This is a genomic window from Acidovorax sp. KPB24-07, assembly GCF_057543315.1.
Window position 1 is genome coordinate 1 of record NZ_BAAJYS010000059.1, and the last position, 17765, is coordinate 17765.

The window sequence follows — 17765 nt, forward strand, 5'->3', positions numbered from 1 at the left end:
CTGCGCGAAGGCCAGCGTGATCATCGAGAAGTAGATGCCCTGGCGGCGGATGGCCAGCAGCCCTGTCAGCAGGCCCAGCACAGCGGCCGCGGCCGCGCCCAGGGCGATGCCGCTCAGGCCCTCCCAACCCCAGACCTTGACCGCGTGCGCGGTGATGTAGCCGGCGGTGCCGTAGAACATGGCGTGGCCGAACGACAGCAGGCCGACGTAGCCGACCAGCAGGTTGACCGATGCCGCCAGCAGCGCGAAGCACATCAGCTTCATGAGGAACATGGGATACACCACGAACGGCGCGGCGGCCAGGCAGGCCAGGGCGGCCAGCAGCAGCGCGTTGTGGGTGCGTCGACTCAGCAGGTCCATGGCGACTCCTAGTGGGCACGGCCGAAGAGGCCATGGGGACGGACGGCGAGCACGAGGATCATCACCACGAAGATGACCACCCCCGCGCCATCGGGATAGAAGACCTTGGTCAGGCCCTCGATGGCGCCCAGCGCGAAGCCGGTGACGATGGAGCCCAGGATGGAGCCCATGCCGCCGATCACCACCACCGCGAACACGACGATGATCAGGTTCGAGCCCATCAGCGGGCTCACCTGGTAGATCGGCGCGGCCATCACGCCGCTCAGGCCCGCCAGGCCCACGCCCAGCCCGTAGGTGAGCATGAGCATGCGGGGCACGTTGATGCCGAAGGTGCGCACCAGCGGGGCGTTCTCGTTGGCCGCGCGCAGGTACGCGCCCAGCTTGGTCTTCTCGATGAAGAACCAGGTGCCCAGGCACACCGCCAGCGCTGCGGCGATCACCCACACGCGGTACAGCGGCAGGAAGGTCACGCCCACGTCGATGCCGCCCGTCAGCGGGTTGGGGTAGGGCTGGCCGCTCACGCCGAACTGCAGGCGGAAGGCGCCCTCCATGAGCAGCGCCACGCCGAAGGTCAGCAGCAGCGCGTAAACATGGTCCAGCGCATACAGCCGGCGCAGCATCAGGCGCTCGAACACGACCCCGAAGCCCGCCACCACCAGCGGCGCGATGACGAGCGCCGGCCAGTAGCCGATGCCCAGGTATTCGAGCAGCCCCCACGCCACGAAAGCGCCCAGCATGTACTGCGCGCCGTGGGCGAAATTGACCACATGCAGCAGCCCGAAGATGATCGACAGCCCCAGGCTCATCAGGGCGTAGAAGGCGCCGTTGATGAGCCCGACCAGAAGCTGCCCGATCAGTGCAGCCCAGGGGATTCCGAATAGCCCGTCCATCGTGTTGTCCGTCCTGCGTTGGGTGAAGAAGGGCTCACAGGCCCAGAAGCGACTCGATGTGTTCGCGCTGCGTGTCGAGTTCGTCGCGGCGGAAGTGGCCCGCCACCTCGCCTTCCTCGATCACGTAGAAGCGGTCGGCCAGCGCGCAGGCGAAGCGGAAGTTCTGCTCCACCAGCAGCACGGTGAAGCCGCGCTCGCGCAGCATGCGGATGGTGGCGCCGATGCGCTCCACGATCACCGGCGCCAGGCCCTCGGTGGGCTCGTCCAGCAGCAGCAGCTTGGCGCCCGTTCGCAGGATGCGGGCGATGGCCAGCATCTGCTGCTCGCCGCCCGACAGTCGCGTGCCCGGGCTGTGCCGGCGCTGCTGCAGGTTGGGGAACAGCGTGTAGATCTCGGCCACGCTCAGGCCGCCGGGCAGCAGCACCGGCGGCAGCAGCAGGTTCTCTTCGGTCGAAAGGCTGGCGAAGATGCCGCGCTCTTCGGGGCAGTAGGCCGCGCCCAGGCGCGCGATCGCCTCGGGCGGCAGGCCCTCGGTGGGCTGGTCGCGCAGCGTGATCCGGCCCTCGCGCCGGCCCAGCAGTCCCATGATGGCGCGCAGCGTGGTGGTCTTGCCGGCGCCGTTGCGCCCCAGCAGGCAAACGACCTCGCCCTCGTTCACGTCCAGGTCGATGCCTTGCAGCGCCAGGGTTTCGCCGTACCAGCCGCGCAGGCCGCGCACCTGCAGCAGGGGCTGCGCGTCGTGGGCCTCAGGCATGGGTACCTCCTACGTAGGCTTCGATGACGCGCGGGTCGCGCGAGACCTCGTCATAGCTGCCCTCGGCCAGCACCTGGCCGGCCTGCAGCACGGTCACGCGGTCGCACAGCTCGGCGATGACCTTCATGTTGTGCTCGACCATGAGCACCGTGCGTCCGCGCGCGGCCTCACGGATCAGCGCCACCACCGGGCCGATGTCCTCGTGGCCCAGACCCGCCATGGGCTCGTCCAGCAGAATCATCTCGGGCTCCATGGCGATGGTGGTGGCCAGCTCCAGCGCGCGCTTGCGCCCGTAGGGCAGTTCGCCGGCGGGCGTGTCGCGCCAGCGCGTGAGGCCCACGCGTTCCAGCAGCTCCAGCGCCCGCGCGTCCAGCGTGCGCAGGACCTTCACGTTGCGCCAGAAGGCGAAGGTGCCGCCGTGGCGCTTCTGCAGCGCCACGCGCACGTTCTCCAGCACCGTCATCTGTCCGAAGACGGCCGAGATCTGGAACGATCGCACCAGGCCCGCCATGGCCACGGAAGCCGGGTCGCTGCGCGAGATGTCGCGGCCGTTGAAGACCGCCGTGCCCGAGGAAGGCCGCAGGAAGGTGGTGAGCAGGTTGAAGCAGGTCGTCTTGCCTGCGCCGTTGGGCCCGATGAGGGCGTGGACCGAGTGCCGGCGCACCCGCAGGTCCACGTCCTTGACGGCGTAGAAGCCGCGAAACTGCCGGCTGAGCTGGCGGGCTTCGAGGATGAAGGGGGCGTCCATGGCGGGGCGGCCGTTGGGCGGCTCAGAGGAAGGCATGGGTGACGCCGCCGTCCACGAGCAGCGACTCGCCGGTCACGAAGCTGGCGTCGTCCGAGGCCAGGAAGCATGCGGCCTTGGCGATGTCCTCCACCTCGCCCAGGCGCTTCATCGGCGTCTTGGCGATGCGCAGCTTGGCCTTGTCGGCATCAACGTTGATCTTCACGCCCTCGGTGAGCACCGAGCCCGGGCAGATGGCGTTGACGCGGATGCCGCGCGGTCCCAGGTCCACGGCGGCCGAGCGGGTCAGCCCCAGCACGCCGGCCTTCACGCCGCAGTACAGCATGCCCTCGGGCAGGCCCAGAAAGGCGGCCGACGAGGCGATGTTGACGATGCTGCCACCGGCCTCCATGGCCTCGGCACCCACCTGGATGCCCCAGACCACCGAGTTGAAGCCCGTGCCCACCATGCGATCGAGCATCTCGGGCGTGATGGCGTCGATGGGGCCGTAGCGCACCCAGATGGCGTTGTTCACGAGCACGTCCAGGCGGCCGAAGCGCTCCTTGAGCGCACCCACGGCGTCGCTGAAGCTCGCGCGGCGTGCCACGTCGCCGCCGAAGGCCATGGCCTGCAGCCCCTGCGCCTGCAACTGCTCGGCGGCTTCGTGCGCCATGTCCTCGGCGCGGTCCAGGATGCCGACGGCGGCGCCTTCGGCCGCCATGGCGTCGGCGATGGCACGGCCGATGCCGCGCGCACCGCCGGTGATGAGGGCAACCTTGCCTTCGAAACGTCGGGTGGTCATTGAGGGGTCCTTGTCGAATGGTGAGAGGGGAGGTCGGCGAAGCGGGCTTCCTCCAGCCCGCGCACGCCCGTGCCGTGGATGGCGAACACGGCCCCCGCGTCGGGGTGGTCGCTGCGCAGCAGGTTGCCGCTGTCGCGGATGGAGGTGAGGTAGATCACGTCCAGCCCGGGGCCGCCGAAGCAGGGGCAGGTCACGAAGGTCACCGGCAGCTGGATGCGGCGCTCCAGCCGCCCGTCGGGCGTGAAGCGTGCGAGCTGGCCGTTCTGCACCAGCGCCACCCACAGGCAGCCCTCGGCGTCCACGGTGGCGCCGTCGGGCACGGAGCCCAGCGCGCGCGTGTCCACCAGCACCTCGGCCGGGCCGATGTCGCCCGTGGCGGGGTCGTAGGCGTAGCGGCGCACCTGGTGCGTGGGGCTGTCGGCAAAGTACAGCCAGCGCCCATCGGGGCTGAAGCAGGTGCCGTTGGCCACGTGGATGCCCGTGTCCAGCGTGCGCACCGCGTGCGCGCCGAGCTGGTAGAGCGCGCCCTCGGGCGCCATTCGGCCCAGCGTCATCGATCCGACCACGAAGCGCCCGTTGCGGTCGGTGCGGCCGTCGTTCAGGCGCATCCGGTCGGCGCCGTGCGCCACCCGCACGCCCAGGGGCGAGAGGGTGCCCGTGTCCGGGTCCAGGTACTGGAAGTCGTCCTCCAGCGCCAGCAGCAGCCGGCCGCTGTCGCACAGCGCGATGGCGCCGATGTGCTGGGGCAGTTGCCACTGCGCGCCGGCCCCGGTGGCCGGCGTGTGGCGCCGCACGATGCCGGCGCGCCCGTCGATCCAGTAGAGCGACTGGGTGCGCGCGTCCCACAGTGGGCATTCGCCCAGCAGGTCCCGCTGCGGGGCCAGGATGTCGATGCGAAGGGCCATGGAAGGGCTCGGGCTGCGTATCGGCCGGGCGCGGGCCTACTTGGCGGCGGCCTTGATGTAGTCGCAGCTGCTCTCGGACAGCGGGCGCCAGGTCTGCTCGGGCGGGATCTCGCCGCGCACCGTGTAGAAGTCGTTGGGGCCCTTGGACTCGGAGGGCTTCTTGACCTGTATGGCGTACACCGTGCGCAGCGCCTGGCCGTCCTCGCGGATCTTCACGTCCTTGGAAAAGAAGTCGTTGATGGGCAGCTCGCGCATCTTGGCCGCGACCTTGGCGCCGTCGTCGGTGCCTGCGGCCTTCACGGCCTGCAGGTAGTGCCAGGCGGCGCTGTAGGCGCCCGCGTGGATGTAGGTGGGCACCACGCCCTTGTTGCGCGCCATGAAGCGCTTGGCCCAGGCGCGCGAGGCCTCGTCGCGGTCCCAGTAGAACGGCAGCGTCAGCTGCAGGCCCTGGGCCACGTCCAGTCCCATGGCCGAGACGCTGTTGATCGTCATGCCGAACACCGTCACCACCTGGCCGCCGCGCGTGATCTTGTATTCGGCGGCCTGCTTGAGGGCGTTCGACAGATCGAGCCCCGCGTTCAGGATCACGATGGCCTGCGCGCCGCTGGATTGCGCCTGCAGCAGGTACGACGAGAAGTCGGTGGCGCCCAGCGGGTGCTTGACCGAGCCCACCACCTTGCCGCCGGCGGCCTGGATGAAGCGCGTCGCATCGTCCTGGTAGGCCTGGCCGAAGGCATAGTCCACGGTGATGAAATAGAAGCTCTTGATGCCCTGCTTCATGAGGCTCTGCACGCCGGCCTTGGGCAGCGCATAGGTGTCGGTGAGGAACTGGAAGTTCATCGGCGAGCAGGACTTGTTGGTCAGTTCCGCGCTCACCGTGCCCGCGATCAGGTAGGGCTTCTTGCGTTCCTTGAGCAGGCTGGAGATGCCCAGCGCGATCGACGAGGCCGAGCCGCCGACGATGGTGTCCACCTTCTCGGTGTCGAGCCACTTGCGCGCGATGTTCAGGCCCACGTCGGGCTTGTTCTGGTCGTCGGCCACGACCACCTCGACGGGCTTGCCGAGCACGGCGCCGCCGAAGTCCTCCGCGGCCATGCGCACGGCCAGCGTGGAGCCGGGGCCGCCGTTGCCCGAGTAGGGGCCGGTCTGGTCGGCCATGACACCGATGCGCACCACATCGTCGCTGATCTGGGCGTGGGCCGCTGCGCCACAGGCAAGGGCCAGGGCGGCAAGGGCGAGGCGGGAGCTGGGCAATGGCATGGGTGTGTCTCCTTGGTGTGTGCGTGTCTTCGGTCGGGACGGATGCATCCAGGGCCCCGCCGTCCGCGGGGTGTGCGATGCCAGCGGCCCGCAGGGGCCGCGGGGCGTGGGCTCAGGCCGCGTCGGTGGGCAGGCGGTGGTCGCGGAACAATTCGCGCAGCCGCGTCTTTTGCAGCTTGCCGGTGGCGGTGTGGGGCAGCGCGTCGATGAACACCACGTCGTCGGGCATCCACCAGCGCGCGATGCGGTCCTTCATGAAGTCGAGGATCTCCGCGCCGCTCACCGACTCGCCCGCCTTGGGCACCACGATGAGCAGGGGGCGCTCCTGCCACTTGCTGTGGTAGGCGCCGATCACCGCGGCCTCCTGGACCTTGGGGTGGCCCACGGCCAGGTTCTCCAGGTCGATGGAGGAGATCCATTCGCCGCCGGACTTGATCACGTCCTTGGAGCGGTCGGTGATCTGCACGTAGCCCTCGGCGTCGATCAGCGCCACGTCGCCCGTGGCGAACCAGCCGTCCGCATCCAGGGCCGCGCCCGGCTCCTGGCCGTAGTAGGCCGACACCACCCAGGGCCCGCGCACCTTGAGATCGCCGGGGGTGCGGTCGTCCTGCGCGCGCTGGCGCCCCTCGGCGTCGAACACCGCGATCTCCACGCCGAAGATGGCGCGGCCCTGGCGGGCCTGCACGGCGTGGCGCCCTTCGGCGGGCAGGTCCGCGTGCCGGGGCAGCAGGTTGCCGATGGTGGCCAGCGGGCTGGTCTCCGTCATGCCCCAGGCCTGGATCACGAACGCACCGAAGAGTCGGTCGAATTTCTCGATGATGGCGCGCGGCGCGGCCGATCCGCCCACCACCACGCGTTGCAGCCGCAGCGCCGCGCGCTCGGCGGCGGGCAACGCCTCGGCATGCTGGAAGAAGCCCAGCCACACCGTGGGCACGCCCAGCGAGAGCGTGCACTGTTCGTCGCGCAGCAGCGCGAAGAGGCGCTCGCCCGAGAGGTTGGGGCCGGGCAGCACGAGCTTGGCGCCGCTCATGGCGCTGGCATACGGAATGCCCCAGGCGTTCACGTGGAACATGGGCACGGCCAGCAGCACGCTGTCGCGCGCGCCCAGCCCCAGGCCGTCCGTGGCGCAGGCGGTCCACGAATGCAGCACCGTCGAGCGGTGGCTGTACAGCACGCCCTTGGGGTGGCCGGTGGTGCCCGAGGTGTAGCAGAGCGACGAGGCGGTGTTCTCGTCCAGCGCGGGCCAGGCGAAAGCGGCGTCGCCCGCGTCCACCAGGTCTTCGTAGCACAGCAGCGGCGCGGGCAGGTCCACCGCCGGCAACTGGTCGCGCCGGCACAGGGCCACGTAGGCCCTGACGGAGGGCAGGTGCGGCGCGATCTGGGCCACGAGCGGCGAGAAGTCCGGGTCGAAGCACAGGTACTCGTCGGCCGCGTGGTTGACGATGTAGCTGATCTGCTCGGGGAACAGGCGCGGGTTCACGGTGTGCAGGATGGCGCCCATGCCCGAGACCGCGTAGTACAGCTCCAGGTGCCGGTGCGTGTTCCAGGCCAGCGTGCCGACCCGCGCGCCCTGCGGCAGACCGCGGGCGTGCAGGGCGCTGGCCAGGCGCCGCGCGCGGTGGCCCACTTCGCCCCAGCTGGTGCGCAGGCTGGTGTGCGCGTCGACGTGGGAGACGATCTCCACGTCCCCGTGGTGGCGAGCCGCGTGCTCCAGCAACGTGGAGATGAGCAGTGCTCCGGATTGCATCAAACCCTGCATTTGTCTTCCTCTTTCTCTGCGGCGTCGCCCTGATTCCGTGAGCGATCTATTTTTTACATGCCGGCCGGTAAGTGAATTGATGCTAGCAGAACGACTCCGGACCAACAACGCCCGCGCGCTGGGTGAAAACCCTTGCGTCGCGAGGCATTCGACGCCGGGTGGGGACACAGGGAATGTGCGGAGACGGCCGGAAAGTGGCGCATCTCCGCGGTCGTCAAGGGCCTGGCGGCAGCCCCGTCCACTGAAAGTAGCCTGCGCGGCGCAGTTCGCACGCCGGGCAGGTGCCGCAGCCGTAACCCCAGGCATGCAGCGTGTCGCGCACCCCGTGGTAGCAGGTGTGGGAGCGCTGCACGATCAGGTCCACCAGCGCATCGCCGCCCAGCTGGCGCGCCATCTCCCAGGTCGCGGCCTTGTCGATCCACATGAGCGGCGTCTCGAAGGTGAAGCGCTGCCCCATGCCCAGCGATACCGCCACCTGCAAGGCCTTGAGCGTGTCGTCACGGCAGTCGGGGTAGCCCGAGAAATCGGTTTCGCACATGCCGCCCACCAGCGTGTGCAGCCCGCGCCGGTAGCCCACCGCGGCGGCGAGCTGGAAGAACAGCAGGTTGCGGCCGGGCACGAAGGTGTTGGGCAGCCCGGCCTCGGTCATCTGGATGGCGGTGTCGCGCGTGAGCGCGGTGTCGCTGATCTGGCCCAGCACCGCGAGATCGACCATGTGGTCCTCGCCCATGCGGCCGGCCCATTGCGGGAACTCGGCGCGCAGCGCGGCCAGCACCTCCTGCCGTGCCTGAAGCTCCACGTGGTGCCGCTGGCCGTAGTCGAAGCCGATGGTTTCCACCCGCTCGAAGTGGGTCAGTGCCCAGGCCAGGCAGGTGGTGGAGTCTTGTCCACCGGAAAAAAGGACCAGGGCGTGGCCGGCTCTCATGGTGTGTTCCTTTGAAGGACGTGGGCGTAAAAAAGCCCCGCGGCGCGGGGCTCTGCGAAGGGGAGGGGCCGGCGCTCAGGCCATGTAGATGGCGATGAAGGCCAGCAGGAACATCAGCACGCCGCCCACCACGGGCAGCACGATGGGCATCAGCGGGACCACGGCTTCGACGCCATCGGGGGCATGGTGGTGTTCGCCAACGTGCGGGGTGGTGGTCGTGTCGTGGGCCATGGGTTCTCCTGGTGGCTGCCTCAAAAAGTGATGGAAATTCTAGCGGCAGCCGCCGGGCGGCCGCCACAGGGTTTCGACGGGTGTCACACCAGCTTGCGGTCCGCAGGGGCCGGCGGCACCCACTGGTAGAGCCACGTTTCGGTGATCGGCTCCTTGCCCACGCGCAGGAAGAGGCGGATGGTGATGGGCTCGGTGCTGTCGTCCTCGGGCCGGATGTCGAACATCGCGCGCCAGCCGTTCACGGCGTCCAGGGGGCGGGCGGACGTGATCTCGACCTTGCCGCGGCTCACCGTGATCACGGGCTCCACCTTGGCGTCCCGGCCGAGGGCCGCGAGGTTCTCGCCCGCGAAGTCGACCGCGAAGCGCCACGAAAAGTACTTGCGCGGCTGGCCCACCACGCCGCCCAGGCCCGTGCGCGTGGCCACGCAGCTGGCCAGCGCGGGACGGGCCGGTGGGTGCGCGCCCCAGTACAGGCGGTAGCCCACCAGCAGCTCTTCGCCCGCCTTCGGCTTGCGCTCGGGGTTCCAGAACGCCACGATGTTGTCGAAGGTCTCGTCGATGGTGGGAATCTCCACCAGCTGGATCGAACCCGCGCCCCAGTCGGCCTTGGGCTCCACCCACAGCGAGGGCCGGCGCTCGTAGAACACGCCATCGTCCTGGTAGTGGTCGAAGTTGCGGTCGCGCTGCAGCAAACCGAACCCGCGCGGGTTCTGGTCGGCAAAGGCGTTGAACTGCAGGTTCGGCGGATTGGTGAGCGGGCGCCACACCCATTCGCCGTTGCCGCGCCACATCGACAGGCCGTCGGAGTCGTGGATTTCCGGCCGCCAGTCGTTGGCCATGCGGCGGTCGTTCTCGCCGTGCTGGAACATGCTGGTGCAGGGGGCGATGCCGATGCGCTCGATTTCCTTGCGCGGGTACAGCGCGGCGTCGATCTCCATCACCTGCGTGTCGCCCGGGGTGATCGCGAAGCGGTAGGCGCCGGCCACGCTGGGGGAGTCGAGCAGGGCGAGCACGACCACGGTGTTGGAGCCCGGGGCCGGCCGCTCCAGGTAGAACGCGGTGAAGTCGGGAAACTCTTCCGGCCGCTGCATGCCGGTGTCGATGGCCAGGCCCCGCGCCGACAGGCCGTATTGCCACTCGCCGCCCACGGCCCGGAAGTAGCTGGCGCCCAGGAAGGCCGCCACGTCGCGCACGGGATCGGTGTGGAAGTTCAGGCGAAAGCCCGCGAAGCCCAGGTCGGCAGGCAGGTCGCCGGCCTTGAGGCCGCTCTTGCCGTAGTCAAACATGGCCGGGTCATAGGCCAGCTCCTGCGCCTGGCCGTTGGCCAGCTCGTACATGTGCACGGGTTTCTTGAAGAACAGGCCCAGGTGGAAGAATTTGGCCTGGAAGCGCAGCTTCTCGTCGGCCCACAGCGAGTGGTCGGGCCGGAACTGCATGGACTGGTACTGGTCCCAGTCGAGCGACGTGACCGAGGGGGGCAGGGTGCCCTGGTACGGCTCGTAAGCCTTGGCGGCCAGGGCGCGGGCCTGGCCCTTGAGCGCGGCGAAATCGAAGGGCTGCGGCTTGCCCAGGGGCTTGAGCGTGGCGAAGGCCTGGGTCCAGTTCAGGCCGAGGGTCCCGGCCGAAGCCAGGGCGGCGCCTCGGCCGAGGGTGCGCAGGAAGTGGCGTCGTTTTGGTTGCTGCATGGGCCAGCAGTGTGCCGAAAACCGCGCGCCATCCCATGCAACGCCGTGTATTCGGCGGGGAATTTCGGCAAAAAACCGCGTTTCTCCTACAAAAAACCCGCGGTTCGGAGCGGACGCCTTTCAGTGCCTCAGATCAGGTCGGCCTCCATGTGGGCCGCGCGCAATTGCTCCAGCACCTGCTGCACGTGCGCCTTGCCGCGCGTCTGCAGCACGAGTTCGATCTCCACGTTCTGGGCGGCCAGCATGGTGAAGGCCCGCTGGTGGTGCACCTCCTCGATGTTGGCGCCGGCTTCGGCCACGGTGGCGGTGATGCGCGCCAGCACGCCCGGAATGTCGCGCGCGCTGACCTTGATGCGGGCCAGCCGCCCGGAGCGCACCATGCCGCGCTCGATGATGGCGGCCAGCAGCAGCGGGTCGATGTTGCCCCCGCACAGCACCAGGCCCACCTTCTTGCCCTGAAAGCGTTCCGGGTAGCGCACGAGCGCTGCCAGGCCCGCGGCGCCGGCGCCCTCGACCAGCGTCTTTTCGATCTCCAGCAGCATGAGCACGGCCTGCTCGATGTCGCCCTCCTGCACCAGCACCAGGTCGTCCACCAGCCGCGCGATCACTTCGCGGGTGAGGGTGCCCGGCGTGCCCACGGCGATGCCCTCGGCGATCGTGGAGGTGCCCTGCGGATGCTGCGTGCCCTTGATGGCATTGACCATGGCCGGAAAGCGCGCGGTCTGCACGCCCACGATCTCGATGCCGGGGCGGATCGCCTTGGCGGCCGTCGCCACGCCGGAGATCAGTCCGCCGCCGCCCACCGCGATGACCAGGGTGTCCAGGTCCGGCACGGCCTGCAGCATCTCCAGGCCCAGCGTGCCCTGGCCGGCGGCCACGGCCTCGTCGTCGTAGGGGTGCACGAAGGTCAGGCCACGCTCCTCGGCCAATGCATAGGCGTGGGCGCGGGATTCCTCCAGCGTGTCGCCGTGCAGCACCACTTCGGCGCCAAAGCCGCGCGTGCGCTCCACCTTCACGCCTGGCGTGAAGCGCGGCATCACGATCACGGCGCGCAGGCCCAGGCGCTGCGCGTGGTAGGCCACGCCCTGGGCGTGGTTGCCGGCGCTCATCGCGATCACGCCGCGCTGCTGCTCTTCGGGCGACAGCTGGCTGAGCTTGTTGCAGGCCCCGCGCTCCTTGAAGGAGGCGGTGAACTGCAGGTTCTCGAACTTGAGGAACACCTGGGCGCCCACGATCTGCGAGAGCGTCTTGGATTCCACGCACGGCGTGTCGAGCACATGGCCGCGCAGGCGGGCGGCGGCATCCTGGATGGTTTGGAGCGTGAGCATGGGCGACATTGTGGCGCGTGCCGGACCGCGCGCCGGCTATGACAACGCCAACGCCGACCCACCGGCGGCGCCGGCGGGCCGGTTCGCCTCCAGCACAGCCCCTTCGGGCCGCAGGCGGCCCCGGGTCCGGGCCCCGGGCAGCATGTCGGCGTTCTTCACTCCGCGTTGCGCCATGCCCCTGTCCGGCCCTTCCCGTGCGCCGTCCGTGCCTGCCGCGCCGCTACTGCAGAGGCCGGCCAATCACGCGCCCGCGACGGTCATCCCGCCGCAGAGGCACACGCTCGGATCGCTGTTGAGAATGCCCTCGGGGGCCTTGGCGACGCGGGCGCCTTCGGTACCCGGGGCCACCGCCGCCGCGCCGATGCCCCCGCTTCCCGTGCGGCGCACTCTGGGCGAGTTGCTGGCAATTCCGTCGGCGCCTGCCGATGGAGCAGCGCAGGGCGCGCCAGCAACGCCCGTGCAGCCACACTGGGTGCCCACCCCGGACGCGACGGCCGAGGCGCCGGCCGTGCCCTTGCCGGCATGGGCGGATTGGCTGCAAGCGCCTGCCTCCGCCCAGTATCTGCACGCCAAGGCCCTGGCCCCCGCGCAGCGCCAGCGTCTGGCGCGCACCCTGGAGGCGCAGTGGCGAAAGCATCCCGACCTGCAGGCGCCCTCCCAGGAGATGAACCTGTGGATGTCGGTATTGAATGCGCAACTGCGGGCCCGCCGCGATGCGGGACGCCTGGCCCAGGCCGGCCAGCGGGTCCTGTCCCTGCTTCGGGCCTGCGTCCCGCTCGATGGCGCGGCTGCGGTCCGCGACGGCGAGACCCGCATGCGGGGCCCGGAATACCGGGAGGCGTTCAACCATTTCCTGCGGGTCATCGGCGACGAATCGCTTGCGCAGCCCCTGCGCGATGCGGCCGAACGTGCCTTGCAGGCCCATGGCGAGAACGGCGCCACGCTCACGCCGGACCATGCCGAACGGCTGTCCCGTGAGGGCATCGTGGCCCTCGCGGAGCAGGGTTACCGGGCGATCGGTGCCGGGGCCCTGCACAAAGCCACGCCACCCCACCTTCGATCCGAGTTGCGGGCACCCTTCTCGCTCTGGCTGGAAGCCCAGGAAGCCTTCGATGGCGAGGAAAACGCGCCCGCGTTCGCCCATTTGCTGGAGCGAAGGCTGCCATCCACCCCGGCGCTGCGGAAAGCCCACGGGCCGGGCGCCACCCTCCTGCAGGAAGGGGCGCAGGTGATCCAGGCCATCGCCCGCGACGGCCGGCTCCGGGCGCGGGTGCTGGCCATGGCCGAGAACGCGCTCGGATCGTGCGGCGACAACGTGGCCGAAGGCTTTTCCGCCATCGTGCTCGCGGTGCGCAACCACCAGATGGTCCAGGCGGTGCAAGAGGGCCGCATCGATGCGGCGGGGCTGGACGGCTGGGCGCGGCAGCAGTTCCGGCTGGGAGCGCTGGAGGCGGCCGTGCACCACTTCATCCGGCAGGCGCTGGAAACGCCCGGTATTCCCGAGGACATGGAACGGCAGTTGCGCAGGGAACCCCTGGAGACCATGCTGCACGCCAAGGTCAGCCTGAAGGCCCTGCTGTGGCTGCCGGACAGCGTGCCCTCCGAGATGACCTATGCCGCGCAAAGCGTGCTGACGCCTGGCGACCTGTCGGCCCTGGCCGCGGGGGTGATGGACGCCGAAAGCGACGACCGGCAGCTCACGGCCTACCTGCTGTCCAACGAAACCTGGCGCGTCGGCATGCGGCACCTGCATCGCGAGGCGTTCGCCGCACTCGATGCGGCTTTCGACGAAGACCCGTTCCATGACCGCGATCTGCCACGCGATGGCGATGCCCACGTGCAGGAGCGCGTGGCTTACAACGTGGCCGCCGCCGAGTTCATGCAACGCCAGCGCGCTGCCGAGGACGCGTTGCTGCTGCAGCGTTGGGGTGGCGTGCCGGGGTGAGCCCTCTCCCTGGCGGTGGTGCCGGAACGACCGCTGGCGCGCCCTCGTCCATCGTGAAATGGCCGGCGAATCCGGTTTCAAGCGAAAACAGCGGTATGCCGGGATATCACATGCCTGCAATGCTATTAAATTTATAGCAAACCCTGGAGGGCAAAGGCAACGCCCGCTGGACTGCCCACCGGTCTCCCGTCAGCATCAGCGTCTGCGGCGTTGGCGTGTCTTCTGCGGTGCGGCACTGGAGGAGGCTGTGGCGGCGGTGGTGGCCAGCGCCTGTCTCAGAACGCCGATCCGGGCTTCGAAGGTCTTGAGCCGTTGCATGCCATCCAGCGAGACCTTGAGCATCTGCCGCACCAGATGCGTGTTGCTGTCGTCGCGCACCTGCTTGAGGGCGAAGGTGTTCTGCTCGGACAGGCTGCGGTGGAGCAAGTCGATCAACTCGGTGCAGCCGGTCAGGTCCGAGGCCGTGCGCAGCGGCTGGTCCGGCCCCAGGAACCTCGCCAGCCAATCGGACGCCAGCTGGGCCTGAACGATGCTGCTTTCGAATTTGCCCCGCCATATCAGCATGCCGAACGCGCCCATGACATTGGCTTTCTCCGCGTTCGCGATGTCGGCATAGTCCGGGAGTTGGCTTTCCACGTCCAGCCGCTGCGCCAGGTGCTCCATGCTGTCGTCGATTTTCTGGGTCGCCCGTTCATACCGGTCGGTGATGGTCATCAGGCCATCCCTGACGTCGCGGTGCCTGCTGGCCTGTCTGGCATGGATGTCGATCGCCATCTTCCGGCACTCCAGGAGATGGCCCAGGCCCTCCAGGCTGCGCTGCATCAGCGTCACCAGCCGTTCGCTCTGGCGCACATTCGCGCCGTCGATGGCGGCCGACTGGCGGTCGCTGCGCGATTGCAGGCGCAGGCTGGCTTCCAGGTAATCGCTCAGGGCGTCGGTCGCATCCTGGTGGAAGGACAGTGCGGCGTTGGCGAACTGCTTGGCCACGCGGGGCCGTTCGGCCACGGAGGCCTGGGCGATGGCTTGCGAGGCCTCATGAAAGAGCGGCAGCAGACCGGAGGCCACCCGGGCCGCGTAGGCCATCTCACTGAGCCGGTTGCGGGAGGACTGGTAGTCTCGCGCCATCTCCGGCAGGGCACCGGGCGGCACCGTTTTCGGCAGGCCGGCGCGCAGTTCGGTGGCACGCTGCGCGATGGCGGCTGCGTTCTTCGCCATGTCCAGGTCTTCCTCAGCCGTCGGCAGGGCAGGCGGCGCCACGGGAGCCGCCACAGTCAACAAGCCCTCGGCCGTGAGCTGGAAAGGCAGGTCGAAAACCAGTTCATGCGTTGCGAGAAGGCGATCGCTGAGCTGCCACACTGCAGCGGAAAGGGCCTCGTCGCTGGCTTCGCACAGGGCATTGATCGCCTTCATGTCGTGGAGCACGGCAGCGCCGATGGCATCCGTGCGCAGGCCTTCGCACCAGAGCGCCCACTGCTGCAGGGGGGCCGTCAATCCGGTTTGCGCGGCTTCCCGTGCCTGCTTGGCGGCGGTTTCCAGCACGGCGGCGCGCGCCAACGCCTCGGCTGGCGTGCCCAGTGGCATGCGCAGCCCTTCCCCGGCTTTGGCCAGGGGGACGAAGGCCTTGGCGAAGAACGCGACCACCTGGTGCTCCAGCAGGGGCGTGCCCTCAAGAGGAATTTGGAGCGCGCCGTGGAAGCCCTGGGCCGCGTCCAGGGCCTGGTGGGCCAGCGAGTGCGCCAAGGCGGTTTCCGGCCCATCCGCTGGCTCTGCCGACAGCATTTGCGCCCCGGCGCGCCAGATCGTCTCGAAAGCCCGGTGCAGGTCGGAAATCGCGCCTTCGAGCGCGGCCTTGCCTCCAGCGGCGATGCGGGCTTTCAGTGCGCCGATGGCTTCGCTCGACTCCTGGCGCTGCTCGTCGCTCCACGACGCGATATGGCCGTCGAGCGTGGCCTGCGCGTCCCGCGCGGCGCGCAGTCCCCGGTTCAACGGATCCAGAACGTCGCCGTGGCGTGGCCATGGATGGGTGGGCGAGGTCTGCGCATCGGCGGCAGGCCGTGGCCGTTGGTCCAGCGCCATGAGCACCGGCGCCATGGCTGCCTGCAGGGCGCCTTCCCGCAGCGCCTGGAGCTTGCCAGCGGCCTGCGCCTCCATGGCGGCCCGTGCCTCCAGTTGGCGGGCGGCCTGCGCCTGCATGCCAGCCGCCGCAGTCAGCGTGTCCGTGCGGGCAGCCTCGCAGAGGTCGGCCAGCTGGTGCATGGCGGGAGCCAGCGCCCCTTGGGCCGCCTGCCGTGCCTGTTGCTCGGCCACCTGCAGGCGTGCTGCGTGTTGCTGCGTCTCGGCCAGCGTCTCGGGAACCTGGGCCATGTCGTCGCAAGCCTGAGCGACGGCGGTGCATACCCAACGGCACTGCTCCAGCGAAGGGGCGGCGATGCGGGGGTGTACCCTGGATTGCTTCAGCTCCGCCAGGGCATGCCGTGCTGCCGCTGCCAAGCCGGGCAACGCGGCCCGGGCTTCGGCTTGGCCGTCGCCGGCTTCGCCGCGCGTCCCCTGCAGCATGCCAATGCCTTGCTGAATCAGGTGGTCGAGCGTCTGATGCAGGGCTGCGCTGCCTTGTTGCGATGCGTGCTCCCGGGCGGTGGCGATGCGGGTTTGCAGGTCATTGATGACCTTCCGCGAGGTCTCGCATTGTTCGGCGCTCCACTGCGCGGTATGTTCCTGGAGCGTGCGCTCGGCATTGTCCGCGCGTTGCAATGCGAGGTTCAGGTCGTTGAACACCTTCAACGTGGCCAGCCAGGGCGCCTGTGGCGCGGTGTCCTGCCCTGCGGCGGCTTGGCCTGGCAGCCTTTGCTCCCGGACCAGCAAGGAATCGATGGCCTTGGTCAGTGCGGCTTCCCGCCGCAGGGCTGCACGGGTTTCCCGGGCCTGAGGGCTGAGCATGGCCTTGGCAATCTCGCCTGCCTCGGCAATCGGTCCAGCGGGCGGGTGTGCCCAGGCGGCCAGCAAGCCCTGCGCTGCTGCTTCGAGGGCGGCGCAGGACTGCACATACTGCGTCAGGCCGTCCTCGTCCATGGCCTCGGGCTGGCGGGCATGGCTGCCCGGCGGCGCCGAACGGGAGGCGGTGCTTTTCAATTCACCACTGGGGCCGATGTTGTTCAAAAGGTCCTTCATCGACGGACCGATGCCCGCCAGCTGCTGGCGGAGCGCCGCGTCGATGTCCGCCACATTCGGGGGCAGTGCGTGCAGGGGCTCGCGTTCGCGCAGGGCGCAGGCCTCGCGCAGGCGGCCTGCGGCCTCGTTCTGGGTGCGGGCCTTGCCCACGGCTCGCGCATAGGGAAACTGCAGCGGCAGCAAAAGACCGCTCAGGGCTTTTTCCTGCGCGCGCACCCGGTAGGCCACCGCCTCCCATTGCAACAGCTGGTAGTCGAGCACGTCGGGGCCCGCATGGGGCAGCAGCAGGTCGCGGGCAGACAGCGCGGCCTGGTGGTGCTCCACGGCGGCCTCCCAGGCGTTCGCTGCCGTCTCCAGGCGCCGGATGGCCTGCTTGGCCTCCATGAAGCCGTTGGTGCGATGGTCGTAAGTGGGTTGAAGCGCCTTGGAGATGTCCGCGCCGGTGGGCAGTGCGCTGCTTTGCGCCGCTTGCCACGCCGTTTGCACGGCTTGCGCCACCATGGCGTTCAAGGCTTCGGGCGTGCGTGCCTGTGCCAGGGCCTGCGTGAGTTCGGCGATCCGGTCCTGGCGCGCGGCGTGGAGGGCACTGTCGTCCACGATGACGTCGAGGCTTGCCTCGGAGCCTGCGTCGGAATCCGAATCCGAATCCGAGTTCGAATCCCAATCCATCTCGATGCCGAACTCTTTGGCTTGCTGCCGCATGAGGGCCTGCAGTTGTTCGCTGGAGCTGGACCTGCCAAGTTCGGTGAGCCGTGGCGCCATCGGCGTGCCCGGCGACGCGGGCGTGGCCGGTCGGGAGGACAGCGTGCCGTGCCGCAGGTGGGGCGATGGCGAACGCGAAGGCGAGCGGCCTGCAGCCTCGGGTGCCGCGGGTTCGCCGGAAACGTTCGGTCGCGCTGACGGGGAAGAGGGGCGTGTGGGGATGGGGTGCATGGGGCGCTTTGCGGACGGGTGGCGCAGGGGCCAACGGCGGGCCGTGGCGGATGCCGCCGCATGGTGCGGCAGCCCAGGCCGCGCGCCAGGCGGCCG

At 69.5% G+C, this 17765-nt stretch carries 14 protein-coding genes; 1 reads left to right on the plus strand and 13 read right to left on the minus strand.

Annotation, left to right across the window (positions count from 1 at the left end):
- The 12 genes from AC27IQ_RS09390 to AC27IQ_RS09445 all read right to left on the minus strand — a co-directional run.
- The coding region (locus tag AC27IQ_RS09390) for an ABC transporter permease subunit (RefSeq protein WP_487089309.1) at nucleotides 1–360 on the minus strand (360 nt) is incomplete at its 3' end.
- Between the two features lie 8 nt (nucleotides 361–368).
- Nucleotides 369–1250 carry a branched-chain amino acid ABC transporter permease gene (locus tag AC27IQ_RS09395; protein WP_272566111.1) on the minus strand — a complete coding sequence of 294 codons (882 nt, stop codon included), beginning with the start codon at nucleotides 1248–1250 and terminating at the stop codon, nucleotides 369–371.
- A gap of 34 nt (nucleotides 1251–1284) precedes the next feature.
- Complete coding sequence (locus AC27IQ_RS09400; RefSeq protein WP_487089310.1) at nucleotides 1285–2004, minus strand: ABC transporter ATP-binding protein; 720 nt, start codon at nucleotides 2002–2004, stop codon at nucleotides 1285–1287.
- Nucleotides 1997–2752 carry an ABC transporter ATP-binding protein gene (locus tag AC27IQ_RS09405; RefSeq protein ID WP_487089311.1) on the minus strand — a complete coding sequence of 252 codons (756 nt, stop codon included), beginning with the start codon at nucleotides 2750–2752 and terminating at the stop codon, nucleotides 1997–1999. Before AC27IQ_RS09405 ends, AC27IQ_RS09400 begins: the two co-directional genes overlap by 8 nt.
- A gap of 22 nt (nucleotides 2753–2774) precedes the next feature.
- Complete coding sequence (locus AC27IQ_RS09410) at nucleotides 2775–3530, minus strand: SDR family NAD(P)-dependent oxidoreductase (RefSeq protein WP_487089312.1); 756 nt, start codon at nucleotides 3528–3530, stop codon at nucleotides 2775–2777.
- Nucleotides 3527–4435, minus strand: a complete 909-nt coding sequence (locus AC27IQ_RS09415; protein ID WP_317357080.1) for an SMP-30/gluconolactonase/LRE family protein — start codon at nucleotides 4433–4435, stop codon at nucleotides 3527–3529. The genes AC27IQ_RS09410 and AC27IQ_RS09415 overlap by 4 nt, the downstream gene beginning before the upstream one ends.
- 36 nt (nucleotides 4436–4471) lie before the next feature.
- Nucleotides 4472–5695 carry an ABC transporter substrate-binding protein gene (locus AC27IQ_RS09420; RefSeq protein ID WP_272566105.1) on the minus strand — a complete coding sequence of 408 codons (1224 nt, stop codon included), beginning with the start codon at nucleotides 5693–5695 and terminating at the stop codon, nucleotides 4472–4474.
- Between the two features lie 112 nt (nucleotides 5696–5807).
- Nucleotides 5808–7454 (minus strand): long-chain-fatty-acid--CoA ligase, encoded by a 1647-nt coding sequence (locus tag AC27IQ_RS09425; protein WP_284430385.1) that lies wholly within the window; start codon nucleotides 7452–7454, stop codon nucleotides 5808–5810.
- Between the two features lie 214 nt (nucleotides 7455–7668).
- Nucleotides 7669–8379: a 7-cyano-7-deazaguanine synthase QueC gene (queC, locus tag AC27IQ_RS09430; RefSeq protein ID WP_487089313.1), complete on the minus strand. Its 711-nt coding sequence runs from the start codon at nucleotides 8377–8379 to the stop codon at nucleotides 7669–7671.
- A 75-nt stretch (nucleotides 8380–8454) separates the two neighbouring features.
- The gene (locus tag AC27IQ_RS09435) at nucleotides 8455–8610 is read right to left on the minus strand and encodes a hypothetical protein (RefSeq protein WP_272549895.1); all 156 of its coding nucleotides are present in this window, start codon (nucleotides 8608–8610) and stop codon (nucleotides 8455–8457) included.
- A gap of 83 nt (nucleotides 8611–8693) precedes the next feature.
- Nucleotides 8694–10295: an OpgD/OpgG family glucan biosynthesis protein gene (locus AC27IQ_RS09440; RefSeq protein ID WP_487089314.1), complete on the minus strand. Its 1602-nt coding sequence runs from the start codon at nucleotides 10293–10295 to the stop codon at nucleotides 8694–8696.
- Nucleotides 10296–10423: 128 nt separating this feature from the next.
- Nucleotides 10424–11623: a threonine ammonia-lyase gene (locus tag AC27IQ_RS09445; protein ID WP_284410354.1), complete on the minus strand. Its 1200-nt coding sequence runs from the start codon at nucleotides 11621–11623 to the stop codon at nucleotides 10424–10426.
- A 361-nt stretch (nucleotides 11624–11984) separates the two neighbouring features.
- Between AC27IQ_RS09445 and AC27IQ_RS09450 the strand changes: the two genes are divergently transcribed.
- Nucleotides 11985–13568 (plus strand): NEL-type E3 ubiquitin ligase domain-containing protein, encoded by a 1584-nt coding sequence (locus AC27IQ_RS09450; RefSeq protein ID WP_487089315.1) that lies wholly within the window; start codon nucleotides 11985–11987, stop codon nucleotides 13566–13568.
- A gap of 195 nt (nucleotides 13569–13763) precedes the next feature.
- Here AC27IQ_RS09450 and AC27IQ_RS09455 read toward each other — a convergent pair whose 3' ends face one another.
- A complete protein-coding gene (locus AC27IQ_RS09455; RefSeq protein ID WP_487089316.1) occupies nucleotides 13764–17669 on the minus strand; it encodes a hypothetical protein in 3906 nt (1301 codons plus the stop codon).
- Nucleotides 17670–17765: the final 96 nt, after the last annotated feature.